Annotated in this window: 20 protein-coding genes and 1 pseudogene; 10 read left to right on the top strand and 11 right to left on the bottom strand. The window is 72.8% G+C overall.

Annotated features, from left to right (window positions below; all coding sequences use genetic code 11):
- The first annotated feature begins 213 nt into the window (after positions 1-213).
- Entirely contained in the window at positions 214-588 is a 375-nt protein-coding gene (locus AB0R04_RS36815; protein WP_363378284.1) for a helix-turn-helix transcriptional regulator, read from the top strand.
- Between the two features lie 58 nt (positions 589-646).
- Here AB0R04_RS36815 and AB0R04_RS36810 read toward each other — a convergent pair whose 3' ends face one another.
- The 3 genes from AB0R04_RS36810 to AB0R04_RS36800 form a co-directional block, all read right to left on the bottom strand.
- Positions 647-811: a hypothetical protein gene (locus AB0R04_RS36810; protein WP_167745848.1), complete on the bottom strand. Its 165-nt coding sequence runs from the start codon at positions 809-811 to the stop codon at positions 647-649.
- Between the two features lie 39 nt (positions 812-850).
- Positions 851-1,129: a helix-turn-helix transcriptional regulator gene (locus AB0R04_RS36805; protein ID WP_079136201.1), complete on the bottom strand. Its 279-nt coding sequence runs from the start codon at positions 1,127-1,129 to the stop codon at positions 851-853.
- Between the two features lie 218 nt (positions 1,130-1,347).
- The gene (locus tag AB0R04_RS36800) at positions 1,348-2,226 is read right to left on the bottom strand and encodes a LysR substrate-binding domain-containing protein (protein ID WP_063346601.1); all 879 of its coding nucleotides are present in this window, start codon (positions 2,224-2,226) and stop codon (positions 1,348-1,350) included.
- 124 nt (positions 2,227-2,350) lie between these two features.
- Between AB0R04_RS36800 and AB0R04_RS36795 the strand changes: the two genes are divergently transcribed.
- Entirely contained in the window at positions 2,351-3,403 is a 1,053-nt protein-coding gene (locus AB0R04_RS36795) for a bile acid:sodium symporter family protein (RefSeq protein ID WP_363378259.1), read from the top strand.
- A 16-nt stretch (positions 3,404-3,419) separates the two neighbouring features.
- Here the strand turns inward: AB0R04_RS36795 and AB0R04_RS36790 are convergent, their stop codons facing one another.
- Positions 3,420-3,623 (bottom strand): cold-shock protein, encoded by a 204-nt coding sequence (locus tag AB0R04_RS36790; RefSeq protein ID WP_363378282.1) that lies wholly within the window; start codon positions 3,621-3,623, stop codon positions 3,420-3,422.
- Positions 3,624-4,155: 532 nt separating this feature from the next.
- Here AB0R04_RS36790 and AB0R04_RS36785 point away from each other — a divergent pair.
- Positions 4,156-4,710 carry a hypothetical protein gene (locus tag AB0R04_RS36785; RefSeq protein ID WP_363378257.1) on the top strand — a complete coding sequence of 185 codons (555 nt, stop codon included), beginning with the start codon at positions 4,156-4,158 and terminating at the stop codon, positions 4,708-4,710.
- Between the two features lie 280 nt (positions 4,711-4,990).
- Here AB0R04_RS36785 and AB0R04_RS36780 read toward each other — a convergent pair whose 3' ends face one another.
- Positions 4,991-5,944, bottom strand: coding sequence for a Gfo/Idh/MocA family oxidoreductase (locus AB0R04_RS36780; protein WP_363378255.1), 954 nt, complete (start codon positions 5,942-5,944; stop codon positions 4,991-4,993).
- A 52-nt stretch (positions 5,945-5,996) separates the two neighbouring features.
- The gene (locus tag AB0R04_RS36775) at positions 5,997-6,383 is read right to left on the bottom strand and encodes a hypothetical protein (RefSeq protein WP_363378253.1); all 387 of its coding nucleotides are present in this window, start codon (positions 6,381-6,383) and stop codon (positions 5,997-5,999) included.
- Between the two features lie 729 nt (positions 6,384-7,112).
- Between AB0R04_RS36775 and AB0R04_RS36770 the strand changes: the two genes are divergently transcribed.
- Together AB0R04_RS36770 and AB0R04_RS36765 are read left to right on the top strand one after the other, a co-directional pair.
- On the top strand, positions 7,113-7,238 hold the full coding sequence (locus AB0R04_RS36770; protein WP_363378251.1) for a hypothetical protein: 126 nt from the start codon (positions 7,113-7,115) through the stop codon (positions 7,236-7,238).
- Positions 7,232-9,841, top strand: coding sequence for an FtsX-like permease family protein (locus AB0R04_RS36765; RefSeq protein WP_363378249.1), 2,610 nt, complete (start codon positions 7,232-7,234; stop codon positions 9,839-9,841). Before AB0R04_RS36770 ends, AB0R04_RS36765 begins: the two co-directional genes overlap by 7 nt.
- Before the next feature lie 90 nt (positions 9,842-9,931).
- On the opposite strand, the gene AB0R04_RS36760 is transcribed toward AB0R04_RS36765, so the two are convergent.
- Complete coding sequence (locus AB0R04_RS36760) at positions 9,932-10,747, bottom strand: SAM-dependent methyltransferase (protein ID WP_063346609.1); 816 nt, start codon at positions 10,745-10,747, stop codon at positions 9,932-9,934.
- Between the two features lie 441 nt (positions 10,748-11,188).
- Between AB0R04_RS36760 and AB0R04_RS36755 the strand changes: the two genes are divergently transcribed.
- Together AB0R04_RS36755 and AB0R04_RS36750 are read left to right on the top strand one after the other, a co-directional pair.
- Positions 11,189-11,749 carry a sigma factor-like helix-turn-helix DNA-binding protein gene (locus AB0R04_RS36755; protein WP_063346610.1) on the top strand — a complete coding sequence of 187 codons (561 nt, stop codon included), beginning with the start codon at positions 11,189-11,191 and terminating at the stop codon, positions 11,747-11,749.
- Entirely contained in the window at positions 11,746-12,408 is a 663-nt protein-coding gene (locus tag AB0R04_RS36750) for a hypothetical protein (protein WP_363378246.1), read from the top strand. The genes AB0R04_RS36755 and AB0R04_RS36750 overlap by 4 nt, the downstream gene beginning before the upstream one ends.
- 162 nt (positions 12,409-12,570) lie before the next feature.
- Here the strand turns inward: AB0R04_RS36750 and AB0R04_RS36745 are convergent, their stop codons facing one another.
- A complete protein-coding gene (locus AB0R04_RS36745; RefSeq protein WP_363378244.1) occupies positions 12,571-13,077 on the bottom strand; it encodes a hypothetical protein in 507 nt (168 codons plus the stop codon).
- Between the two features lie 249 nt (positions 13,078-13,326).
- Here AB0R04_RS36745 and AB0R04_RS36740 point away from each other — a divergent pair, with 249 nt between their 5' ends.
- On the top strand, positions 13,327-13,557 hold the full coding sequence (locus AB0R04_RS36740; protein WP_363378280.1) for a DUF397 domain-containing protein: 231 nt from the start codon (positions 13,327-13,329) through the stop codon (positions 13,555-13,557).
- Between the two features lie 95 nt (positions 13,558-13,652).
- Positions 13,653-14,588 carry a helix-turn-helix transcriptional regulator gene (locus tag AB0R04_RS36735; RefSeq protein ID WP_363378242.1) on the top strand — a complete coding sequence of 312 codons (936 nt, stop codon included), beginning with the start codon at positions 13,653-13,655 and terminating at the stop codon, positions 14,586-14,588.
- On the opposite strand, the gene AB0R04_RS36730 is transcribed toward AB0R04_RS36735, so the two are convergent.
- The 3 genes from AB0R04_RS36730 to AB0R04_RS36720 all read right to left on the bottom strand — a co-directional run bounded on the left by AB0R04_RS36730 (position 14,582) and on the right by AB0R04_RS36720 (position 17,070).
- Positions 14,582-15,424: an SAM-dependent methyltransferase gene (locus tag AB0R04_RS36730; protein ID WP_363378240.1), complete on the bottom strand. Its 843-nt coding sequence runs from the start codon at positions 15,422-15,424 to the stop codon at positions 14,582-14,584. The genes AB0R04_RS36735 and AB0R04_RS36730 overlap by 7 nt on opposite strands.
- Before the next feature lie 196 nt (positions 15,425-15,620).
- Positions 15,621-16,067: a hypothetical protein gene (locus AB0R04_RS36725; protein ID WP_159398358.1), complete on the bottom strand. Its 447-nt coding sequence runs from the start codon at positions 16,065-16,067 to the stop codon at positions 15,621-15,623.
- The gene (locus AB0R04_RS36720; protein WP_363378238.1) at positions 16,054-17,070 is read right to left on the bottom strand and encodes a helix-turn-helix transcriptional regulator; all 1,017 of its coding nucleotides are present in this window, start codon (positions 17,068-17,070) and stop codon (positions 16,054-16,056) included. Before AB0R04_RS36720 ends, AB0R04_RS36725 begins: the two co-directional genes overlap by 14 nt.
- Before the next feature lie 203 nt (positions 17,071-17,273).
- Between AB0R04_RS36720 and AB0R04_RS36715 the strand changes: the two are divergent.
- Positions 17,274-17,345, top strand: a pseudogene (locus AB0R04_RS36715) (nucleotide exchange factor GrpE); the annotation flags it as partial.

The following is a 17,345-nucleotide window of genomic DNA, read 5'->3' as shown; positions in this document are numbered from 1 at the left end:
TCGTCCGAACAAGACGGTGGGGCGCAGGGACAGCCCAGAACGCAGGGACGGGGGTGCGGGAGCGGGTGGGGCGAGGCGAGGCGGCCCGGGGCATCGGCCGGAGCACGCCAGCGCGCGACCCTGTCGGACCGGGCGGGTAGCGTGGCAGACGTGCCCCAGGTGTCCCGAATCCCCCTACCCGACCTCGTCCGGCTGCGGCGGGCCCGCGACCGGATGGACCGCGACTACGCCCAGCCACTGGACGTGTCGGCGCTGGCACACACCGCGCTGATGTCGCCGGGCCACTTCTCCCGCAGCTTCCGCGCCGCCTTCGGCGAGACCCCGTACGGCTACCTCATGACCCGCCGGATCGAGCGGGCCAAGGCACTGCTGCGGCGCGGCGACCTGAGCGTGACGGAGGTCTGCATGGCGGTCGGCTGCACCTCGCTGGGCTCGTTCAGCTCGCGGTTCACGCAGCTGGTCGGCGAGACCCCCAGCGCGTACCGGGCCCGGGACCACGACCACGCCGCCGCCCTCCCGGCCTGCGTCGCCAAGGTCCACACCCGGCCGGCCAGGGGCGGGGCGGCGGGCGACCCCACCGGCCCGTAGCGCGGCGTTCGACCGGGCTCGGCAGGAGCCCCGACCCTAGGGGTGTGTCAGACACGCCTCAGGGTGTGTCCTCCGGATCCGGCTCCGGGGGCAGGCCCACCTCCTCGCGGTCCTCCTCGGTGCGCTCGTCGAGCTCCTCCTCGTCGGGCCGCCGGGGCAGACCGCGCCCGTGCCCGGTGTCCGGGTCGCCTTCGACGTCCTTGTTGGACTTGTGGTGCGACATGGCGCCTCCTCGCCCCCGATTCCGCCGGTACCTTCCCACTCAAACGCGCGCCCCGGGCACCCGCAAGCCGGGGCCGCGATCACGGGGCGCCCCGCCCGGCGCCTCGGGGAACGCCGCCGACTCGAACTGCGCCCGCTGGTCGGCGTCCAGCCGCAGCACGTCCACGAGCAGCCGCACCGTCTCCCGCCGGGGCCGCAGCGCCCCGCCCCGCTCCAGATTGCGCACCGCGCGAACACTCAGCGTGGCGAGATCGGCCAGTTGCTGCTGGGTCAGGCCCCGGTGCTTCCGGTGCCCGTGCAGCATGTCGCCAAATCGCATCTTTCCCGACCTTTCCCTGTCCGCGTCAGCAGGCTGCTCCAGCCTTCGTAACGCGACCGGAGAACCGTCGGGTTCAACGGCCAACAGGAGCGAAGTCCGGCTTCGGCCACTGCCCTTGACTCTCTGTCACCATCGACGGAAGGAACCCGCCGGTCCGCCGCCCCGCCACTGCCGTGCGCTCACCCACCGCCGGGGCGACCCCCGACCGTCGCCCCCCGTCACGGCTCCGCCCGCTCCGGTGCGCGTTGCAGGCGGAACGCGTCCGCGAGGACCGCCTGGGCCAGCACCCGGGCCGGGCCGCGCGCCGTGGTGCGCCCCGTGGTGAGGGCGAACTCGGTGGTACCGAGGTTGGGCAGGCCCGGCTGGTCGGGCAGCACCCGCAGGCCCGACGGGATCAGGCTGCGGGCGTGCGGCACCACCCCGAGGCCGGCCAGCGCGGCGGCCCGGACCCCGGAGAGGCTGGTGCTGGTGCAGGCGATCCGCCAGGGCCGCCCGTCGCGCTCGCAGACCTCCAGGGCGCGGACCCGGGTGAAGCTGGGCGGCGGGTAGACGATCAGCGGCAGCGGCTCGGCCGGGTCCGTCCGGAAGTCCTCCGCCGCGATCCACACCAGCTTGTCCTGCCACACCAGTTGACCCTGTGAGCCACCGCCGGGCGGGCGTTTGCCGAGCACCAGGTCGAGCCGTCCGTCGGCCAGTTGCTCGTAGAGCACGGCGCTGAGGCCGACGGTGAGTTCGAGGTCGACCTGGGGGTTGCTCCGCCGGAAGCTCCGCAGGATCTGCGGCAGCTCGGTGTGGACGAAGTCCTCCGAGGCGCCGAACCGCACCCGCCCGCGCACCTGCGTCTGCGCGAAGTAGCCGAGCGCCTGCTCGTGCGCCTCCAGGATCGTCCGGGCGAAGCCGAGCATGGCCTCGCCCTCGCTGGTGAGCTGCACGGAGTGGGTGTCGCGCAGGAAGAGCTGCCGGTCGGCGGCCGTCTCCAGCCGCCGCACGTGCTGGCTGACCGTCGACTGCCGCAGCCCCAGTCGCTGGGCGGCCCGGGTGAAGCCGCCGGTCTGGGCCACCGCGAGGAAGGACCTCAACTGCACCGGATCGAACACCTGGCCATTTTATCCGCTGATATCACGGATCATGATGACAGTGAGTGCCGCCAGCGGGATTCACAATCACCCCGGCGGGCGGCAGGCTGAGGCCATCCCACCCGAACCGCCACCGCGGAGAACCATGCCTCGCCCGAACCGTCCGCTCCGCTCCCACCTGCCCCGGCGCCCCTCCCGCCTCCGGGTCGACCCGTTCATCGCCGCCCTGCTGGGCACCGTGGCTGTGGCCGCCCTGCTCCCCGCCCGCGGCGCCGCCGCACCGGCCTTCTCCGACGCCGCCACCGGCGCCGTCGCCGTCCTGTTCTTCCTCTACGGCGCCCGGCTCTCCGCCCGCGAGGCCTGGGAGGGGCTCAAGCAGTGGCGGCTGCACGGCACCGTGCTCGCGGTCACCTTCGGCCTCTTCCCGCTGCTCGGGGTGGCCGCCCACCTGCTGGTGCCGGCGGTGCTGTCGCCGCAGCTCTACCAGGGCCTGCTGTTCCTGACCCTGCTGCCCTCCACCGTGCAGTCCTCGATCGCCTTCACCTCCATCGCCCGCGGCAACACGGCCGCGGCCGTCTGCAGCGCGACCTTCTCCAGCCTCTTCGGCATCGTCCTGACCCCGCTGCTCGCCGCCGTGCTCCTGCACACCAAGGGCGGCGTCTCGCCGGGCACCATGCTGGAGATCGCCGAGCAACTCCTCCTCCCCTTCGCCGCCGGCCAGGTGCTGCGCCGCTGGATCGCCGCCTGGATGGCCCGCCACCGCGCCGTCCTCGGCCTGGTCGACCGCGGCTCGATCCTGCTGGTCGTCTACAGCGCCTTCAGCGCCGCCGTGGTGGGCGGGGTGTGGGGCGCCCTCTCCCTGCCCCGACTGGCGGCACTACTGGGGGCGGAGGCGGCGCTGCTGGCGCTGGTCCTGACCGCGACGCTGCTGGTCGGCCGTCGGCTCGGGTTCGGCCGGGGCGACCTGGTCGCGATCATCTTCTGCGGCTCCAAGAAGAGCCTGGCCAGCGGCGTCCCGATGGCCGCCGTCCTCTTCCCGGGCCCGGCGGCCGGGCTGATGGTGCTGCCGCTGATGCTCTTCCACCAGCTGCAACTGATGGTCTGCGCCGTCCTGGCCCGCCGCTGGGGCGCGCAGGCCGAGAGCGCCGGGGCCACGGCGCAGCCGGCGGCCGCGCCGGCCCTCGACCACGCGGCCTGACGGGCCCCGCGCGCCCTCAGAGGCCGACGACGTCGACGGCCTGCGGGCCCTTGCGGCCCTGCTCGATCTGGAACTCGACCCGCTGGCCCTCCTCCAGGGTCCGGTACCCGAGCCCGACGATGGACGAGACGTGGACGAAGAGGTCCGGGCCGGGGACGTCCGGCGCGATGAAGCCGTACCCCTTCTGGGCGTTGAACCACTTCACGGTGCCGAAGTTGATCAAGGCGCGCCGGGCCTCCGCCGGCCGCGTGGCGGTCATGGTGTCCGCCCGCCCGCTGTCCGCCCACGCCGGGGCGCAGACCGCCGCCAGGGCGCCGAGAGCGACGGCCGACGCACACACCATGGCCGCCACGCGGCCGCGCACAAGGACGAGAGGGGACATCACAAGCCTCCTGGCGGGAGAGGGACCGGGCCGTTCAGCAGGGGCACGCGCGACTGATCGCGTACTCACGGTGTCCGCCGATGCCCCGTCCCGCAAGCCCAGACGACCGACCGGGCGGTCTTCCGTGCCGGCCGCCCACGGGCCCGCGAGGCCGGGCCCCGGTTCTGGACCATTCGAGGCCCATCGGCGGGGTTCCCGGGATGGCGACGGCCGGGATCCGTCGCGCCGTGTCACCGTCACCCTTCGGCGTCGCCCTTCGACCTCACCCTTCGGCGCCCTTCGGCCCGCCTCGCCCCGCGTGCGGGCCGCCCCCCTCCGGTCCGACGAAAGAAAGGGAACCCACGTGTCCGTACGCCGAAGCGTTGTGACCGTGTCCGCCGTCCTCGCCGCGCTGTCCACCGGCGTGACCCCGGCCGCCGATGCAGCCCCGCCGGCTGCCCCGGAGCGCCTGGACTGTGCCTTGACGGCCGCCGTCACCTTCAGCCCGCCGCTCTCGGCCGACCCGCAGGCCACCACCATGGCGATCGGCGGCACGGCGAGCAGGTGCAAGGACTCGCTGGACGGCCCGACGGCCGTGACGGGCGGCACCGTCACCGCGACGCTCAAGTTCGGCACGATCAGCTGCAGCCCGGCGACGCCGCCCGTACTCGCGCCGGGCTCCTCGGCGACCTTCACCTGGAACCTGAAGGACGGCACGCAGGCGACCAGCACCGTCACCGACATCGCCATCGTCGAGGTCGACGGGTCCGGGAGCCTCACCGGCACCGTCACCGCCTCCTCCACCCGCCTGGCCGGGGAGAAGCTGTCCGCGCTCGTGGACGTCACCAGCGCCCAGCCGCTCGTGGACAACTGCGTCGACGTCCTGCTCGGAACCGGCCAGCCCATCGCCGACTCGACCCTGACCGCCGACCTCTCCTTCAGCTGACACCAGGCCATCCCGATGCGCACCGGACCCACCCCGCAGGTGGCGGACCCGGTGCGCATCGGCGGGGCTCAGGACACCGACACACGGGGGGCAAAGTCCGGCAGGCGCCCCAGTGCGGCACGGGCTTGGCGTAACGGACGGTCAGGGGCGAGCTGTTGACGACGTCCGCTTCACGGACCAGGCCGGCGAGGTCGGGGTGCCAGCCGTCGACCAGGCCGGCGAGTTGACCCCCTGGTAGCGCCCGCGGGTGCTCGTCGCAGCGCCCCGCCCGCCCCGGGGACTACTCCGCGCCGGGCGCCGCGTGATGGATCTCGGTGATCCTCGCAGCCGCGTCGAACCCGAGGACCGGGTCGGGGCGGTCGGAGAGCAGGCTCTCGTACAGCGGCCGGTAATGGGCCACCTTCCGGGCCGTCCGACCGTCCGTCCCGAAGGCGGCGAGCAGGTCGCCGTCCCGGGCTGCGAAGCCGGTCATGGAGGTGTGGTCGATCCACACCTCCACACCCGCCCGGCCGAGGACCAGGCTGCTCTCCTTGCTGCTGGAGCCCGTGAGCCAGCTGCTGCGCAGACGTGCGGTGCCCGACTCGCCCCGGGACCGGTACTCGGCGGTGCACCACGCGCTGGCGCCGCCGTCCAGCTGCCGGGCGGAGGTGAGCGCCGTGAGGTCGACCAGGCGGGTGAGCATGCTGAGCTGGTTCACCCCGGAGTCCATCCAGCTGGAGCCGTAGGACTCGTAGGCACCGGCGCCCTTGAGGACGTAGGGGTCGTAGAACGCGGAGGTGACGGCCGTGACGGGCCCCCACTCGGGGTGCTCGGCGAGCAGCTCCGCCGCCCAGCCGACCTCCGGCGAGAAGGCGAAGTGGTGCGCGGTGAACAACCGGCCCCGCACGTCGACCGCTTCGTCCAGCGCGCGAAGCCGCCCGAGCGAGGCGAGGTCGTGGACGAGGGGTTTCTCGACCAGCACCTTGGCCGTGGAGAGCCGGAGAGCCTGGGCCGCCAGCTCCGCGTGCGTGTGCGTGGGAGTGGCGAGCACGAGCAGATCGGGTCGGTGCTCCGCGAGCGCGTCGTCCAGGCCGGCGTAGTGACGCGGGGTGGTTCCACGGAACGAGGGCGGTTCCGGCCGGTTCGGATCGACCGTGAACTCGACCAGCACATCGTCCCGTTCGGCCAGGACCGCGAGATGGGTCTGCGCGATGGTGCCGACGCCGACAAGGCCGACGCTTACGAGGTCAGTCATCAAACTCTGCTTTCTCCGGACGACTCGGCCGAGGTGCGGGGGCCGGGGAGCGTCATCGACGTGTCACCACCGCTGCCCAGCGGCCCAACGACGCGACGGGGCCGTCCACCCAGCCGACGGCAGGCAGGTGCTCCGCGGCGGCGAGGGAGCCGTCGATCCAGGAGGTCGCGATGGGAACCCAGTAGGTGTTGCCGCCGGACGTACGGGTGCGCGCATCGAGCTCGGATCGTGTGCGACGAGCACCTTCGTGGTCACCGGCGAGCACGCTGAGGAGGATATCGGCCACGTCCGCCAGGTTGTGGCCGCCCCGGTAGGCGATCCCGTCCGCAAGGTACCGGGTGTCTCCCGCTGCGGACCGGGCAGTGCCGACGTCGTCGGCCATGGCGTGGGCCACCGCCTCGGCGGACCGGAGCTTGACCAGTTCGACGGGGTTGGGCACCAGGTCGAGCAGTTCCCGGGCCCGGCCCGCCGCGTCGGCGACGGCTGCCGTGTCCCCGGACCAATCGACCTGGTCGCGACGGCCGTGAACGAGCCGCCGAAGTCCGCCACGGAGCGTTGCCCGCCGCGTGCCAGCAGGGCGGCGCAGTGGGAGACCGACAGGTCCAGGTACAGGGGAAGCCCCTGGCCGCCAGAGATGACGCGTTCCCGGATCTCCGCCGACATCGCGGGCTCACCGTCCCACCCACGCCGTAGAAGGTCAGCACATTGCGGCGTCCCTGCCCGCGGTCCACGACCGGCGAGACCTCGGCCTCGTCCAGCATCCGGTGGAGCTCGTCGACCGACCGGGCGAACGCGGCCACTTCGTCGACCCGGTTGGGTGAAGACCTGCTGAGCCGTGACGGTGGACGAAAGGCCGCTCATGAATGCAGCCCTCAGGTTCACCCGTGCCATGCGGCCTCCTGGCGTGCGTCGAGCCACGGTCGGTTCGGCGGCATCTCCAGCAGCAGGATGCCGTGCTGAAATCTTGTCAGTGATTGATGCGGCGCCACGATCTCGTCCGTGGGGTTTTCAGGCGGCCGGCCCCGTGCGCTCCTCGGCCACGACGATGGGGCGCGGCGGGGCCTCGGGTAGGCTCCCCGAGCATGTCTCAACCTGCGTGGCGTGCCGCATCCGCCGACTGGTCGATCCGCCGGGGTACGGCAAGTGCCTTCCCCGGGTGTGCAGTCCGATGACCACGCTGACCACGCTGACCGTGGAGGAGACCGTCACGCCGCCGCTGCGGCTCGCGGGCGGGCTGCGCCGGCCCGCCTCGGGGCAGGTCGCGGCGCGCGTGACGCACCTGGGCGCGTGGTGATCCGCCGCATCCGGGGGCTGGTCCGCCTCGTGGTGCCGGAGCGCAGGGACCTGTCGCTGGCGTGGAGCACGATCAAGGGGCGCAAGGGCGGGTTCGTCGGCTCCTTCGTCGCGATCGCCGCGGGCTCGGCGGTGATCACCGCCTGCGGGATCCTGCTGCTGTCGGGGCTCAGCACCGGGGTGGCCCCCGAGCGCTACTCGGGCGCGGCGGTGGTCCTCGGCGCGGAGCAGTCGTACTGGCTGGACGAGAGTTCCGAGGTCCGCTACAGCGAGCGCGTGACGCTGCCCGCCGACATGGTCGCCGCCGTCGCCGCCGTGCCCGGTGTCCGGTCCGCCGTCGGCGATGTCGACGTCGAGCTCGGCATGCTGGCCCCGGACGGCCGCGCGGTGGGCGGCCCGGACGGCTTCCCCGTGGTCGGGCACGGCTGGTCCGCCGCGGTGCTCGGGCCGTTCGCGGTGCGTGCGGGCAGCGCGCCCGCCGGGCCCGACGAGGTCGTACTCGACGCCGGCCTCGCCGCGCGCGCCCACGTGTCGCCCGGCGCGACGGTGCGGCTCGTGGTCGGCTCGGTCGCGTCGTCGTACCGCGTGGTGGGCGTCGCCGCGCCGCCGGGGGGCGGGTTGGGCCGCCAGTCCGCGGTGTTCTTCACCGACGGCCGGGCGGCCGAGCTGTCCGGCCGCCCGGACCGGGTGGACGCGATCGGTGTGCGGGCGGGGCCCGACGTCACCCCGGAGCAACTGGCCGGCAGGATCACGGCCGCCGTGCCGGGCGTGGTGGCGCACACCGGCGCGGAGCGCGGCGACGTGGAGTTCCTGGACGTGGGCGACGCCCGCAGCCTGGTGGTCGAGACGTCGGCGTCGTTCGGCGGCACCATGGTGCTGATCGTGGTGTTCGTGGTGGCGAGCACCCTCGCGCTGTCGGTGCAGCAGCGCAGGCGCGAACTGGCCCTGCTGCGCGCCATCGGCGCGACGCCCCGGCAGATCCACCGGATGATCGGCGCCGAGATGACCCTGGTGTCGTTGGCGGGCGCCCTGGTCGGCGCGGTCCCCGGCGTCGTCATCGCGTTCGTGATGCGCGGCGCGTTCGTCCTCGCGGGCGCGATGCCCGCGGACTTCCGGATGGACGTGGGGTGGCTGCCCTTCGTCGCCTCGCTGGTGCTGTGCATGACCAGCGCCCGGCTCGGCGGCTGGCTGGTCGCGCGCCGGGTGTCCGGGACCAGCCCGGTCGAGGCGCTCGGGGACGCCGCCGTCGAACCCGGGAGGATCGGCCGGGTCCGGTTGGCCGTCGGCTTCCTGCTGATCCCGCTCGGGCTGTTGCTGACCTCGGGCAGGGTGGCGGTGTCGGGCGACTCTGCCGCCGACACCGCGGCGAGCGCGGTCCTGTTGTTCGTCGTGGCGCTGGGCTGTGTCGGCCCGCTGCTGGTCAGAGGCGCCGTCGTGCTGTTCGGCTCGCGCCTGAACCGGCAGTCCACGGCCCCCGGCTTCCTCGCCCAGGCCAACGCGCGGGCCCATGCGCGGCGGCTCGGTTCGGCCGTCACCCCGCTGGCCATGGGCGTGACCTTGGCCGCCGTGCAGGTGCTCGGCGCCTCCACGACGATCGCGGCGTCGCGGGACCAACTCGACGCCGGCCTGCGGGCCGACCACGTGCTGACCTCGTCGTCCGGCGCCGGGGTGTCCCCGGAGGTCGTGGACGCCGTGCGCGGTGTGCCCGGCGCCGCCGTGGCGACGCCGGTGGCACGGATGCAGGTGCTGCTGACGTTCCCGTCCGAGGACAGCACCGCGACCAAGGTCTTCGCCACCCAGGGCGTCGCGCCCGAACGGCTCTCCGAGACCATGGACCTCCAGGTGGTCGACGGCGACACCGCGGAACTGCGCGGCGAGACGGTGGCGTTGAGCCGGGTCGTCGCGGACACCGTCCATGCGCGGCGCGGTGGGACGATCGACCTGCGGCTCGGTGACGGCACGGCGATCAGGCCGCGGGTGGTGGCGGTCTACGAGCGGGGCCTGGGCTTCGGGGACGTCACCCTGCCCAACGACCTCGTCGTCGCGCACACCACCGCGCGGGTCGACACCGCCGTGCTGGTCAGATCCGCGGACGGGACCGACCCGAAGGCGCTCGCCGACGCGCTGCGCGGCGCCGTCGGGCGCTACCCGACGGTCCAGGTGGGCGGCCAGGAGGCGTTCAAGGGCGCGCCCGGGGGCGGCGGTTCGGGGGACTGGGCGCTCAACCTGCTGTTCCAGACCGTGCTGTTGGGCTACATCGCCATCGCCGTGGTGAACACCCTGGTGATGGCGACGGCGGCGCGGGTGCGCGAGTTCGCGATGCTGCAACTCATCGGCGCCGACCGGGCCCAGGTCCGCGCGATGATGAACGGCGAAGCCAGGATCGTGGTCTTCTCGGCGCTGCTGTTCGGCCTGTTGGCGACGATCCCGCCGCTGGTCGGCATCAGCCTCGGGCTGACGAGGTCACCCGTTCCGTCCGTCTCCCCCGTCGGCCTCGTCGCGATCGTGGCGGTCACCGTCGCGCTCTCCTGGGGTTCGATCGCGACGGCCACCCGGTCCGCCCTGCGGCCGGCGCCGGTCGACGCGATCGGCGGGCGCGGGTGAGCCGCCCGGGTCCCGGAATTCCGATGTACGGGCTTGAACATCCGGGCTTCGAAGCTGCCAGACTGGAAGCTGCCGGACTGGGAGCACAGCTCAGGGGCGGATGGCGACGGCTCCGTAGCAGGAGGCCGCTGCGTCGGTGATGTGCTCGGTGTCGTCCGCAGGCGCCGGGTGCCAGCGCGGAGTGGCGGCGACGCCCGGCTCCATGAGGTTCCACCCGGTGAAGAACTGCGCGAACTCGTCGCGGGTGCAGGCGGCGACGGGGGTTCCTGCGGCGGTGTAGACCTGGATGAGCCGAGCGGTCTCCTCGGCGGCGAAGTCCTGCGTGAAGTGGCTGATCACCAGCGCGGAACCGTTGGGCAGTTGTGCCTTGAGTCCTTCGGTGATCCGCTGGGCCTCGAACGGCACGAAGTGCAGCAGGGCGTTCATGCTGAGCGCTATCGGCTGGGTGAAGTCCAGGATCGCCCGGGCCGAGTCCAACAGGTCTGCGGGCTCACGCACATCGGCCTGCACGTAGGCGGTGACGCCCTGTTCGGTGCCGTGCAGAAGCGCCTTGGCGTGGAGGAGCACGATCGGGTCGTTGTCGGCGTAGACGACCTTGGCGTCCGGTGCGACCGACTGCGCGACCTCGTGCAGGTTCGGCGAGGTGGGGATCCCGGTGCCGATGTCGAGGAACTGCCGGATGCCGGCCTCGGCGAGCAGGTGCGTCGACCGGCGCATGAAGGCGCGGTTGGCGCGCGCGGCGGAGCGGGCGTAGGGGAAGACCGCCAGGGCCCGGCCGGCGGCCTCACGGTCGGCGGGGAAGTTCGTCGTGCCGCCGAGGTAGTAGTCGTACATCCGCGCGGAGTGCGCCAGGTGTATGTCGAGGTTGACCTCTACGTCGTCGGTCCCGGCGGTGCCGTCCGTCATGCGTTCCCCCTGAGTCATGCGTTCCCCCTGATGCATCATCGACTCGCCCTGCGCAGGACAGGACCGATCCGCGCCCGCGCCACCGTGGCGAGCGGTGGCGAACCCTGGCGCGGCCCCTTCCACTATGCCCACACGCCCGAACGGCCAATCAAGGGCCGTTGCCGGTGACGACGCGACCGTGCAGCAGGACGACCGAATCAGAGCATGTAGTGACTCACTCTGACCATGTTCGAGCACGGTATCTCCATCATCCGCCGCGCCTTGTGTCTGATCTCGAAACACCTTGCCGCGGTTTAACATCTCGGCATCCAATCCGCCTTAATGTTCCTACCAGGGAAGCGAGTTCCCACTGTGACCGCCGTACGGCCATGGGGTTCCACCACGGTCGGCGGCCCGCACCGGACGGCAGCCGACAGGCGTGCCGCAGGGGAGGAATGGGACGTGACCGAGAGCGACTGGGTGGTCGGAGGCCGGGACCGCCTGACGTTCGACGCGTTCTGCGACACGCACGAGGGGGCGTGGAGCGGGTTCGCCCGCGCACGCCTTCGCGACGACGACGCCGCGCACAGAGCGGTGGAGATCGCGAAGGTCCGCGTGTGGAAGGAGTGGCCGCGCATCCTGCGCGAGCAGATCCCGCCGTTCCACGCCTGGACGATCCTCAAGGAGGAGATCGGCGCCGCCTTGGCGGAACTGATGATGAACGGCGAGCCGCTGCCCACCCAGGCGAGCGTCCCCGGGTGGGTCTACGCGGTGCGGATCGCCGCCGAGCGGGCGCAGCACCTGATGGAGACCGAGGGCAGCCACGAGCAACTGTACGTCGCGATACGGAGGTTGTCCGAACGGCGGCACGACGTGATCGTGCTGCGGTACCTGCTCGACCTGCCGGACGAGCAGATCGCCGACTGCCTGGGGACAACCGAGGCCAACGTCCGTTCGACCGCGAGCCAGGCTCTCGACCGCCTGGCCGCGGCGCTCGGCGGCCGACGCGGGGAGAGCCGGTGAGCACCGAACACGACCGGGCCCTGCACCCGAACATGGCCGGTATCCACGTGCCCACCCGGGCCCCGCGGCCGCAGCCGGGGGGTACGGGCGTCTCCTGGGATCGGCTGCTGACCGCCCCGAGTCCGCTGTCCTCCGAGCACAGGCAGGCGGCCCACGAACTCGACCTCGCCGCGTCCCTGGTCCTCTCGATGCCGTCCGCCGCGGCCTCCCTGGACCTCCTCGTCAACGGCGCGCAGATCCACCCCGAGGGCGCCCTCGTCCTCGGTGCGCTGCTGTACGTCGCGGGCCATCGCGACGGCGCCCAGTTCTGGTGGCAGTTCGCGGCCGGCGGCGGTTCCTACACCTCCGCATCGTTCCTGAGCCTGTTGCACCGCAGCCTCGGGGAGTTCCTGGACGCGGAAGTCTGGCGCCAACAGGCCGAAGCGCTGGCCACCAAACCCCGCCCGCCACAGCGCGTCCTGAGCACTCCTCACGCCCTGCTGCCGACCCAGGTGCTCACCGACATCCTCGCCCGGTGCCACTACGGCCTCGACGTGAAGCTGCCCCCCCGCCTCGCGGCCGTGATCCACCAACTCCCCGTCGCCGCCGACGACCCCGAGTACGGCGAGCTCCCCCAGGTGAGCAGCACCCTCGTCCGCGACCTCACCGACGAACGCTAGCGACCGCACGAACCCCCGCCCCCCCAGGAGCGAGCGAGAAAAGGCCCCCGACCGGGTTCTACGGGACCGCGTTCAAAGGCCAGGGCGTTCAGCCCCTGCTCGACGCGGTCGCGCGCCACCTGCCCGCCCCGCTCGACATCAAGGCCGTCGAGGGCCATGCCGTCAACAACTCGGACTTCGTGAGGGCCCTCGTGCCCCTGTCGAAGATGTTCGGCTACCGCTGCGACCTCCGCAGCCCGGCGGCGGGGCGCTGTGGGTGCGGGGGCTGCCGGGGAAGGGGATCCTGGTCCAGTGTTCGGCCGCCGTGCCGGTGGAGGTGGCGTCCGGCATGGCCCGTAATGCGTCGGCAGCTCCTTCGGCGGGTGGGGAGTGGGCCGGGGTGAGGACGAGCAGGAGGGCGTCGGGGGCTTCGACGAGGCTGAGCCATCCCTCTTCGCGCTCGAAGCCGTGCAGGTCGAAGCCGTGCAGCAGGTCCTCGACGGCTTCGTCGAGCTCCTGTGCGGTGACGGGCGTGCGCCAGTGGGTGACGGTCGCCCGGGCGAAGTCGCGGGCCGCCGTGGCGGCGTCCGGGGTGCCGGGCAGGCGTCGCGCCGCTGCTCTGGGCACTCCCAGTCCCAGGGCCAGGTCGCGGTCGAAGCGCGGATGGGCGTGGTCCTGGGGCCCGATCACGGGTGTCCTCCGGTGCTGGGGTGCGGCGGGTGTCTGCGCAACGTTTCCCGCCCGTCACGGGCCGCAACCGCCCCGGGGGTGGTGTGGCGAGGCCCGAAAAACGACACCCGTTTGGAGGACACCGCGTTCGAATCGGCTGCCGCTAGCATTCCCGGGCCGGGCATTTGCAATTGCAAATGGGATTGCAAACGGCCTCGGCCGTCCGCATGTCCGTGCGATGGGAAGGGGAAGAATCGAATGACTGTCGAAATGCCGGAGAACGGGGTCCGCGCCGATTCGCTGGACGTGGAATGGGTGAAGAGCCCGAGCAGTCGCGAGGTGGGGAACTGCGTCGAAGTCGGACCGCTGCCGGACGGCGCCGTCGCCTTCCGCAACTCCCGCGACAAGGAAGGGCCCGCCCTGGTCTTCAACCGCGGCGAGGCCGAGGCCTTCGCCTGGGCCATGGAGAACAGGGCTTTCGATCACGTGTTCCACCGCTGATCGGCCCGATTCCGTGGGATCTATAGAACGGCGGGTATGCGGGATGGGCGCCGTGGGATAGTGCTTTCCCGAAACCGCGCCCTCAGGAGTCCCGCATGCCCGCCCACCCGGACCGTCCCACGCCGAGCGACCCGGACGGCGACGAGGTACGCAAGCTCCACTGGAGCGGACCGGTGGGCGCGGCGAAGGTCCTGGGCACGGTGCTGCGGTCGCTGCGGGAGGAGCGGCGGCTGCGCCTGTCGGACGTCGCTCCCCGGATCCGGGCGTCGGCGTCGAAGCTGAGCCGGATGGAGCGCGGGGAGAGCACCCCCTCCAAGAGGGACGTCAACGACCTGATCACGATCTACGGCGTCGGCCCCGAGGTCCGCGCGCACGTCGACGTGCTTCTGGAGCGAGTCGTGGCGGGACCGTTCGCGGCCGAGTACGCCGACATCACACCCGGCTGGTTCAGGCGCATGATCGGGCTGGAGGTCGAGTCCGCCCGCATCCAGTACTGGGAGGGCGGCGTGGTGCCCGGGCCGCTGCAGACGCGCGCCTACGCGCGGCGGATGATCAAGGCCGGCCTGCCCCGGGCCCCCGCCGAGGAGATCGAGCGCCGGGTGAGCCAGCGCATGGACCGCACCCGGCTGCTGGACGACGCCGACCGTACGGTCGTGGCCCTGCTGGACGAGAGCGTGCTGTACCGCAACACCGGAGGCCCCGAGGTCATGATCGGGCAGTTGGAGCACCTCAAGGAGCTCAGCCGGCGGCCGAACGTGCATGTGGCGATCCTGCCGTTCACCGCGGACCTGACCCCGCCGTCGGGGGCCTTTACCCACCTCGCCTTCGAGTACGGCGGCCCGAGCGACGTCGTCTACGTCGAGGGCCCCGGCATCGGGGCCATCTACCTGAGCAAGGACCCGGACGTCGAGCGTTACGCGGACCTGCTGAACACCCTTCTGTTCCACGTCGCCGACTACGAGGTCGGCCTGGCGCTCATCGACGAGGCGATCGGGATCCACCGGGGCAGGATGCGCCGCCCCGGTCAGTGAGCCCTGGCGACGCCGCCGAACTCCGTCCACTCGTCGCTCGTCTGCGCCGTCCGGGCAGCGGCCGGGTCGGGACGCCACTGCGACACCTCCACCACACCGGGGTCGAGGATCTCCATGCCTTCGAAGTAGCCGACCACGTCCTCTTCCGTACGGACCTCCCCCCAATGGCGCTGGGTGAGGTCGGCCATCAGGTCCGTGATCCGCCGGCGGACGTCGAGATGGGGGCTGACGAGCTGGGAGATGGCCATGTAGGCGGGGGCGTCGGCGGGCAGCCGCTCACGGACCTGGCGCACGAGCCGCGCGGGCGGGACGGATCCCTTCTCCGGGATGCAGTGCAGCACGGAGACGAACAGCGCCGCCGTCGGCACCCGGGGCAGGATCAGGTCCTGCACGGCCTTGCCGGAGAAGATCTCGTCGGTGTCGCGCATGTCGGCGTGGACGACGGCCGTGTTCGGGTTCCCGGCCAACAGGGTTCGGCCGGTGTGCATCACCATCGGGTCGTTGTCGATGTACACGACCCGGCAGCTGTCGTCGATCTCCTGAGCTATCTGGTGCACGTTGCGCTGGGTCGGCAGGCCCGAGCCGTGGTCGATGAACTGCCGTACCCCGTAGTCACGCACCAGCGTCTGCACCGTGCGCACCAGGAACGCCCGGTTGATCGCCGCGACCTCGACGCTGCTCGGTGCGACCTTCAGCAGATCGCGCACCCCGTCACGGTCGGACTGGAAGTGCGCGTGCCCGCCCAGCAGGAGGTCGTACATGCGGGCCACGCTCGGAACGGCCGGATCGTAGGTGACGGGAGAAACGATTTCCGCATCCGGTTCCAACGCGACCACCCCTGGCTCGGCCCCTTGATCGAAGTGCCCATGCTAGAGCGCTACATGACACTGCGCCAGGTTGTTAAAGGGTCTCGGAACCCGTAAGGCTGAACTCCGGGCGGATGTTATGGCGCACCTGAGCGAAGGGGTGGCGCAGGTACGAAATCCCGCGCCACCCCTTTCACTCCACGCCCGCCGGAGCCGCCCCCTTCGGTCACGCCCTTCCGGGGCCGAAGGCGAGTTCGCCGACCAGGGCGCGCGGCAGCCCCCGCTCGGCGGCGAGCACCAGCCCGGCCGCAGCCGCCGGTTCGACGCCCATCAGGTCCGCGGCCTCGGTCAGCCGCATCCCCAGCCGGTAGTGCAGGACGGCGGCGTCGGCCGCCGCGACGGGCAGCAGGCGGTGCAGCACGTCCTCGCCGTCCTGGCCGTACGGCATCCGGCAGTGCAGGGACACCGCCTCGCGCACCAACACCCACGCTCCGGCCGCAGGGCTGCGCTCGCACACCAGCCGAGGCCAGCACGCCACCAGTGCCTCCACGACATGGTCGACGACCTCGCCGGCCGCGGGCGTGCGGCCCAGCCGGGCCACCGCGTACCCCCGGTACAGGCCGCGGCGGCGTTGGACGAACGCGTCCAGGCCCACCGCCTCAGCTCCCGTCACGGTCCTCGCCCCCTTCCGGCGCCGCCGAGCGCGCGAAGCACCCGGACGGTCCGAACTCGTCGGAGTAGACGGCCGCGAGCGCCGCGTAGTGCATGCGTTCCCAGTACGGGCGCAGGTCGCCCGGGTGCCCGCCCAGCGCCGCGGCCAGCTGGCTGACCATCGGCCAGTCCGGCACGGTCTCGCCCGCCAGCACCGATCGCACCAGCTCCGCCGGCACCCCCCGGGCGAGGGCGCACACGGCCTCGGCGTCGGGCTGCCCGGCCGCCAGGTGCAGGCCCCGGATCGCCCGCAGCATCTGGTCGGCGGCACCCGCCACCGACACCCGCCCCGGGCGCTCGGCGCCCTGGGCCACCTCCCACAGCAGCCGCAGCTCCTCCGGCACCCCGCCGAAGGCCCGCGCCAGCGTCTGCAGGACCGGCCACGTCGGCACCCGGTCCCCGGCGAGGATGCGCGAGACGTATGACGGCGAGCACCCGGCCAGCTCCGCGGCGGCCTGCGGGCTCACCCTGCTGCGCTCCTGCAGCGCCGTCAGCGCCGCGGCGAGCAGCCCCGCACGGGGTCCCGAATCCGGCTCCGGCTCCCCCGCCGAGGCCGGTGCCGGCGCGGCCGGTGCCGCGCCCGAAGCGGTCCCCGGCGCGGGCGGGGCCTGCCGGTTCGAACGCCGGCTCAGCTGCTGTTCCACCCGCCGCAGGGTCCACCGGCGCCGGGCCGAGTCCGGCTGGACGCCCAGCGCCGACCCGATCTCCCCCCACTCCATCCCGTCGGCCCGTGCATCGCGGACGACGGCCGCCACATAGTGGTCGGCGTCACCCCGCAGCGCCCGCGCGCACGCCAGCCTCACCGTCAACGGCGCCCGGCGCGCCTGCGCCTCCAGCAGCCGGCCGGCACCCGCGTGCACGTCCTCCGCCACCAGTTGCCCCCAGCCCCCGGCCGCCCGGGCGGGGCGGCGCGCCGCTCCCTTGGCCGCGTCCCGCAGCCTCTGCGCCTGTTTCTGGCACGCCACCCGGTGGTACAGCCGGGGTCGCCCGGCCCTGACCGGCCGCCTGAACACCTCTCCGCACGACGGCAGCGCACACACCACCGTCACCCATCCCGCCATCCTCACCCGCTCTTTTCTCTCTCCCTCGGCGGTATTTCCACCCCCGGGGGCGGGCCGCGGCGCGCGGCGCCCCCAGGGCCGACGGGCCGGGGGGCGTCCGCCGCGGCCTGATGCACAGCTACTCCTCGGACGTCACCGAGGACACCTGCGTGCAGATCCTCCAGCCCGGCTACCGCATC

Origin of the sequence: Kitasatospora sp. NPDC056731, from assembly GCF_040687675.1 — a bacterium.
In the GTDB taxonomy this organism is placed as follows: Bacteria; Actinomycetota; Actinomycetes; order Streptomycetales; family Streptomycetaceae; genus Kitasatospora.
Note: the sequence above shows the minus strand (reverse complement) of the source record. Positions and strands in the feature narration are given on the sequence as shown.

Coding starts and splice junctions, on each gene's coding strand:
- AB0R04_RS36780 (WP_363378255.1), bottom strand. CDS start 5,944: ATGACTGACCTCGTAAGCGTCGGCCTTGTCGGCGTCGGCACCATCGCG.
- AB0R04_RS36735 (WP_363378242.1), top strand. CDS start 13,653: ATGCCCGCCCACCCGGACCGTCCCACGCCGAGCGACCCGGACGGCGAC.
- AB0R04_RS36770 (WP_363378251.1), top strand. CDS start 7,113: ATGACCACGCTGACCACGCTGACCGTGGAGGAGACCGTCACGCCGCCG.
- AB0R04_RS36795 (WP_363378259.1), top strand. CDS start 2,351: ATGCCTCGCCCGAACCGTCCGCTCCGCTCCCACCTGCCCCGGCGCCCC.
- AB0R04_RS36740 (WP_363378280.1), top strand. CDS start 13,327: ATGCCGGAGAACGGGGTCCGCGCCGATTCGCTGGACGTGGAATGGGTG.
- AB0R04_RS36810 (WP_167745848.1), bottom strand. CDS start 811: ATGTCGCACCACAAGTCCAACAAGGACGTCGAAGGCGACCCGGACACC.
- AB0R04_RS36760 (WP_063346609.1), bottom strand. CDS start 10,747: ATGACGGACGGCACCGCCGGGACCGACGACGTAGAGGTCAACCTCGAC.
- AB0R04_RS36815 (WP_363378284.1), top strand. CDS start 214: ATGGACCGCGACTACGCCCAGCCACTGGACGTGTCGGCGCTGGCACAC.
- AB0R04_RS36805 (WP_079136201.1), bottom strand. CDS start 1,129: ATGCGATTTGGCGACATGCTGCACGGGCACCGGAAGCACCGGGGCCTG.